The following is a 6,339-nucleotide window of genomic DNA, read 5'->3' on the forward strand; positions in this document are numbered from 1 at the left end:
CGCAACATGAACGGCAGAACGCCGTACACCGCCTTCATAGAAGGCTTGCCAAAGGACGAAGAATCGGATACTGAGAACTCGAATCTGGCAGCGTAAATCTGAAACCCATTCAAGGACGGACTGTCAGGTGATTACTGTCTCTGTACACCCGGTAGTAATAAAGCCCAATCTCCCTATCCCACTCCCTGCTGGTGTATGTTTATTTCTTAAACTTAGATCTGATGATTTTCACAAAGTCATAGAAATAAATCACAACCCCGGCAACAGCTATCATCCATCCTGTTATTAGCAGCGGTCTATTTGGATAGACAATGCTAAATATTAAGAAGATGGGCCACCCTATCAGCATCAAAAAATAAGAAACTCTCCTTGGCTTAGTCATTGTTTTTGGCAATCCTTACATTTTTTTGGTGTATTCCAACAATTTTTTACCGAAATCCAGCATACATCGACACCTAGTGAAATGCCGGCGCCTGCTTCGGGGCCAGCACTTACCCCTGCGCCAACACCTCCACCGTATCCGATATTTCCGCCTCCACCAGGGCCACCTGGGACAAGAAGGTCACCCGCAAGAGAAACGTTTAATCCACCAAGGTCTTTCCCGCAGCTAGGTCCAAATATGGAGCCTATGGCTTTAGTCCCGCCTCCTGCAAACATTCCGAGACCTATTCTTCCACACACAGTTGTGAATGCGCATGCTTCTCCCGTAGAAATATTTGTTAATACTCCGCCTCCGCCAGAACCTCCGAGCAAGATGATATGCGCTCCACCTGATCCCTCCCCACCTATCCAAGTATCTAGTCCTGTTGGGTCAGTATGAGTGATCGGATTGTTTTGAACGTAAGAGTACAGATTTATTCCGCCTCTAAAGCCAATTGGATCTTTTGAGATGAACCTTCCTGTCATCGGGTCATAGTACCGTGCCCGGTAGTAATACAGTCCGGTCTCCCTGTCCCACTCCCTGGCGGTAAAGGTACAGTTGTCACAGCAAAACAAAACAGCTCGCGGTTTCGCCAGCAAATTCGCTATTTATTACCGCTGGTTTGGAGCACTGGAAGTATAACTTGGACAACGAGTAACCCCACAATCGACATAACAGATAAAATAATGCTAATAATACAGAGATAGAACCAAATTCCGGTTTGCCCTCTGGTTTTTCTCGTATGCTCCCTGTACTTAATTATCAATTCAGGCCAGAAAAACGCTGTCCTAAGCTGCCACGCCGTAAACAGATTTCGGCGATATAGGTAGAATCCGATTGCAAAAATCGAAATCACAGACAGAGGTCCAAATATTCTGAATACTATTTCAAAAATGTTTTCTGTCATTGGCCGCAACACCCCTTTTCGGTGTTGGACACCAACCAGTAAAAACAGGCCGTTACTTTGCCGCCTACCCCGGCTGAAGCACCAGCAAAAAAACCAGAACCAACCCCATATCCCCCTTCACCACCAAGCGCCCCAAATATTGGGAAGCCAAACTCTGCACCCCCTATATATCGTGGAGGATTCTTGCAACTTGCTCCTTGAGAGCCTATCGCTACGCCCCCCGAGACCCCGGCAGTAAAGCCTGCTCCCAAACACACCTTTCTATATTTTAACTGGTGGAGTTTTTGGCCATCGCAGCAGGAAACAGTCGATTCTCCATAGCCGCCAATGAATTGAGCTTCCCAGCCTCCGTACCCAGCTGATTCAAGACCTGAAGGGTCAGTGAGATTAATTGGATTATTTTGAACATACGCAAATAGGTTAACATCCCCTCCAGCGAACCCGATCGGATCTTTTGAGATGAACCTTCCTGTCATCGGGTCATAGTACCGTGCCCGGTAGTAATACAGCCCGGTCTCCCTGTCCCACTCCCTGGCGGTAAACAGATAGCTGTTCCTGAGGCCGGTCGTTGCTTTCGACATTCCAAAACTGTCATAGGTATAGCGCTGAACCACGTTTTTTGCGGCATCAGTGATGGCACTGACACTACCCAATCCGTCGGCGTGGTAATAGAAACTGCCATCCCGCTCCATAGCCAGCGGCTCGTCCACATTGAGCCCGTGGATATAGAAGGTTTTGGTGGTATTGGTGCCGTCGTTGGTGATCTCCAGGGCTATGTTGTCACCATCGTAGACGTAGGTGGTGGTCGTGGTTGTTGCTACGCTGTCTTTGCTGGTGACGTGCTTCTTCTCGATCCTTCTGCCCATGGGGTCATACTTGAAGGTGGTGATTCTGCTTTCGCTGGTACCTTTGTTTTTCTCCACCTTGGTCAGGTGGTTCTCAAAGTCCCAGGTGAGGGTCCATTCCTTTTCCGGTGCGTTGTTGATGATGCGGGTGGTCTGGTTGCCCATGTTGTCGTAGAGGAAGCTTAACGTTCTGCCGTTGATGAGCTGATTGCCGTCGTTGTATTGGTAGGTGCCTTCGGTGTCCCTGGTGCCGGGGCCCGATTTGCGGTTGCCCACGTCGTCGTAGGTATATTTTTCGGTGCCTTGGGGGGTGACGGTGTCGGTGAGGCGGTAGATTTCGTCGTAGATGTAGCTCTCGTTGACTGTGCCGGTTTTGGTTTTGCGGTTGCCGGCTTGGTCGTGGGTGTAGGCCGATTCGGTGACGATGCCGCCTCCCGCTGCCGCATGGCTCAAGGAGGTGAGGCGGTTAAGATCGTCGTAGCCGTAGGTGGCGGTGATAAGGTTGGGGTAGGTGACTGTCTTGCGGCGGCTCAAATTGTCGTAGCCTATGGTGAAGGTACCTGCGGCACTGGTGACTGTTTCCAGCCGATTCGCTCCGTCGTAGCCGTAGGTGACGGTCTTTGCATCGGAAGTTGTGGGGAAGTAGTTGACGGTCTTTTTCTGGCCGATGTTGTCGTACAGGTCGTAGTTGATGGTGCGGCCGTTTGAGTCGCTGACGCTCTTTAGCCAGCCGTTGTTGTAGTATGTGTAGGTGTAGCTGATGTACTGGTTGGCGGCGGTCCAGAGGGCGCCGTCGGGGTAATAGGTATAGGCAGCTTCGCTGCCGTCGGCGTAATGCTTTTTGGTTAGGTGTCCCTGGGTGTCGTAGTAGTGAGTAATCAGCACCACTTCTGCCGTAGGGATGGTGGTGTCGATCTTTTCTTTCAACAGGCCGTTGTCGTAGTAGGTGTAACGAATGACCTTGTTGAGCGGGTCGGTTTCCCTCTCCAGCTGGCCCAGGGTGTTGTACTGGTATGAAGTCCTTTTCAGTCGGGCATCGACAACGGCAGTCAGCTTGTCTACGCCGCTGCAGGAAGGGCAACCGGTAGCGCCATATTCGTAGGTGGTATCCTTCAGCCGCGCATCGGTTACTTTTGTGACCTGTCCCTGGAAGTTGTATTCATACTTTGTTTCATGGTTTTCGGGGTCAATGACCGAGTTACGGTTACCGTTGTTGTCGTAGCCGTAGCGGGTGATGTTATCGGGAAATCCGGCCGCGTAGCGGGTGACTTTGCGCAGCCGGTTCAGGGCATCGTATTCCTGGACGGTGGTTGTTTCCCGCCCAGCGGCATCCCGGACGATGATTTCTTCGGGATTGCCGTTTAAGTCGTAGAAGGTATAGCGGGTGACCACGTTGTCCGGGCCGGTGATCGATTCCAGCTGACCGGCCAAACTGGCAGCACGGTTTTCGGGAGTGTCGGGATAATAGGTATAAACTGTCTTTTTGCCGTTGCCGTCCTCCACCTCGGCAATGGTGCCGTTTGCGTTCTCCCTGGTAACGGCTTGCTTGCCTTCAGGATCGGTGACGGTGGTGACCTTGAGGCCATTGACGGTCGAGTATTGATAGGTAGTGGTCCTGATGGGGGTAAAGCGCTCATCGGTAACCGAGGCAATCTGATCTAAATAGACCGGGTCGTAAGTATAGCGAAGCGCTGTCTTGATCGGTGGGTTGCGATTTGCCAAAGAGGCAATGTCAACGGTTTGTGGGTCGATTGCCGGGACATAAGTGGAGATATTTACCGGGTCCGTCTGAGTCAGTTGGTTACCGTATTGGTCATAGGTGTAGAAGGTGGTGAGGAAGTTATTGTCGAATGGCTCAGTCTTGGCCCGCAGCGTTGTATCGGAGTTGTAGTAATAGCTGGTTTTCTTGCCACCAATAAGGGTCTTTTCCTTTAAGAATCCGCTCTGGATGTCGTAGGTATACTGCCACTGGCCGCCGTCTTTTTCCGTGAAAGTGGTGGTGCGTACATCTTCTGTCGTGGTGGGATAGACGATGCCACGGGTTTTGTTGTTCGGGTCGGTGGAGCTGTTTACCTTGGTGCCGCTGTAGCCGTACTGAATGGTGTTGCCGCCGGGGTCTTTCTTCGTTTGCAGCAGATTCCCGGTTGTGTAGGTGTATTCCCAATAGCCGGCTGGGGTGCCCATATCGGTGATGGGGTTGATGACCTTCCACAGAAAGTTGTTCTGATAAGTGAGGGTGAACTCGTTCTGGTTGGGGTCCGTTACCGAGGTTAGGCGATGGGGTGTGATCCCGGTGTCATATCCGAGGGTGATGGTGCGCCAACCGTCGCTGATTGTTGTGAGGTCGGTGTCCGTATAGGCGAAGGTGAGGATATTGCCGTTTTTGTCCGTGATGGTGCTGATGGTGCCGTTTGCATTGAAGGTGTACTTGTGGCCGTCTACAAAGGTGATCTCTGTTGCGCTGCTGTTCAATAAAGACGTATCGCCTGCCTCCGGTACATAAGCCCCGTTGCTCCAGGTGTAGACATGCCGCTTGCCCCCTTCGAACAGAACCCTGCCGTTGCCGCTGGTGAGGAGCATTATGTCGTAGCTATGCCGCCATCCTTGACTGATCGGGCCTGAAGTGGTGTCGAGGCTGTTGTAGTTAAGGGAAAAGGAGAGCGGAAAGGTGCCTCCTCTGGTGGAAAAGAGCTCCTGGTTGAAGGAAAGGTTGCCGGTGGTGACATCGGCGGTGGAACCGAAGTTGAGCTTTGTCGGGCATTGCTTGGGAGGATCGACAATATTGATATCTGCGGTCCCGGTGGCTGAACACGTGGCTGAAGTAGCTGAGAACGTGCCGGAGTAAACCCCTGCCGGCAGAGGAAAACCGTTGGCATCCTTACCACTCCACGTGTAACTCCCTGAACCCGAGCCAGAGGCTGAGGAGCCATTGATAGAAAATAACCAGCTGATGGGGTAATTGGATGAGATATTGCCGAAGAACGAAGCCTTCTCGTCCATTGACGGTTTGAAGGATCGTGGCGATGAAGTGGGAGCCATTGTTAGACAACAGGGGGGAGTCTGACCGCTGGGATAGTTAAAGACGTTGAAATCCAGCCGATTGAACGTGGGCCAGTAGGCGTATGTACTGGAACCCATATTCTTGCCGTCTATCGATTGATTGTATTTCGAATAAGACCCCACCACAAAGATAAAAGAAGATCCCGTGGAATTCCTGAACATCTTGAGAGATGTCTTGTAGCTGGCGCTTGGGGACCCGTCAGGATATACAGCATTCAAATAATTGATAAGTGCTGCTTGCATTTCGTCGGGAGTTCGTGGAGTACTGCCCACAGATTCATTGAGTCCTTCTACCTGACTGCTTTGGTTACAGTTGAGATCAAAATAGTTGTATACGAACTTTCCTCCTTGAGCACACGCCTGAGCAACATATTGGAAACCGATGTTGGCGCCATAGTCGGGGTTGTTTGGCAGGGAGCAACTGGCAGCGGCGGCAGCATGTTCTGGTATCCAACTCGAAAGGGCAATTGATATAAAAAGAAGAAACATTCGAGCGTAACATCTGCTCATAATTCCCTCCATGTGCAGAAAAGAAGGCAAAGCAAGATCGTTGCTCGCAAAACCAAATAACCTTTTTAACATCTAGCGGCTCCTTGAAAGCAGACAGATAAAAATGCCAATTAAGAATAGGAAGCTGGAAGCAGTGAAAAGCAGGAGTTTTTGAAGTCACACCTCTACTTGCTGGTGTTAGTCGTCTGGTGGTTCTGGATAGATATTAGGGAGCAGGGATAAACACTTATAAAAATTTAAGTTGTTTTTCAAGAGGAAACAGAGTGTAAAAAATTTTTACAGTTGTAAAAATTTTTTACACTCTGTTTCTTTTCAACAGGTTACAGGAGGGAATTTGCGTCATTTATTTGAAAATTAAACAAAAAACAATGTGCTTGCTTTGTTGCAGGCGATGCCAGCGGTATTTTGGACGACATGTATTGCGTTACTATTCCATAATAACGGTAATATAGTAGTCGTGCCTGAAAAAGTATAACCTGCTGAACTTATTGATATTAACCGCACTTATTGTGTGATAAAATCACCGGAAATTGAATGTGACCCCACAAAACACGGTGATTTTATGCAACCAAAATCAAGAGGGAGTGACCAAGGCG

General features: G+C 50.0%; 2 protein-coding genes. Both read right to left on the bottom strand.

Annotated elements, in window-relative coordinates; genetic code table 11:
• Positions 1-378: 378 nt before the first annotated feature.
• Positions 379-1,020, bottom strand: a complete 642-nt coding sequence (locus AC6CDK_RS17430; RefSeq protein ID WP_496639940.1) for an RHS repeat-associated core domain-containing protein — start codon at positions 1,018-1,020, stop codon at positions 379-381.
• Between the two features lie 304 nt (positions 1,021-1,324).
• The gene (locus tag AC6CDK_RS17435) at positions 1,325-5,815 is read right to left on the bottom strand and encodes an RHS repeat domain-containing protein (protein ID WP_192906036.1); all 4,491 of its coding nucleotides are present in this window, start codon (positions 5,813-5,815) and stop codon (positions 1,325-1,327) included.
• Between the last annotated feature and the right edge of the window lie 524 nt (positions 5,816-6,339).

The organism is Geobacter sp. PheSNFMC (assembly GCF_059620965.1).

Excerpts from the sequence above, each read along its gene's own strand:
- AC6CDK_RS17435 (WP_192906036.1), bottom strand. The coding sequence starts at position 5,815 with ATGTTAAAAAGGTTATTTGGTTTTGCGAGCAACGATCTTGCTTTGCCT.